Here is a 600-nt window from a genome sequence, read left to right on the forward strand (position 1 = left end):
CGACGGCGGACGGGAGGCCCTTTGCGGGCCCGCACCGCGCCTCCCGTCCGCCTCGTCCCGCCACGGACGTCGGTGGCCGGCCCTACGATGATCGGGTGAGCACCGCGGCGACGAGGACCAGTCTGTTCAGCGGCCCGTACGCCCTCGCCACCATCGGCATGGTCGCGATCGTCGGGGTCGCCGCGTTCCAGAACCTCGCGATGACGACGGTCATGCCGGAGATCAGCCGCGACCTCGACGGCGAGACCCTGTACGCGCTCGCGTTCGCCGCGCCCCTGGCCGCCGGTGTGCCGGGCATGGTCCTCGCCGGCAACTGGACCGACCGCGCGGGCGGACGCATCGTCGCGTGGGTGTCCGCCGCCCTGTTCGCGGTCGGGACCGCCGTGGTCATGCTCGCCCCGACGATGGAGGTGTTCCTCGTCGGCCGACTCGTCGAGGGCTTCGGTGCCGGCGCGATCGACGTGGTGCTCTACGTGCTCGTCGCCCGGATCTTCCCCGAGGAGCTGCACGGCCCGGTGTTCGCCGGGTTCGCCGCGGCGTGGGTGGTGCCGGCGCTCATCGGGCCGGCGCTCGCGGGCATCGTCACCGACGTCTGGAACT

At 73.3% G+C, this 600-nt stretch carries 1 protein-coding gene; it reads left to right on the top strand.

All coding sequences use genetic code 11. The features are described 5' to 3' along the window. Positions 1–95: 95 nt before the first annotated feature. Positions 96–600: MFS transporter (locus I5E_RS06160; protein ID WP_022906220.1), on the top strand; the 505-nt coding region annotated here is incomplete at its 3' end.

The sequence above is a fragment of the Curtobacterium sp. B18 genome, assembly GCF_000333375.1.
Classification (GTDB): Bacteria; Actinomycetota; Actinomycetes; order Actinomycetales; family Microbacteriaceae; genus Curtobacterium.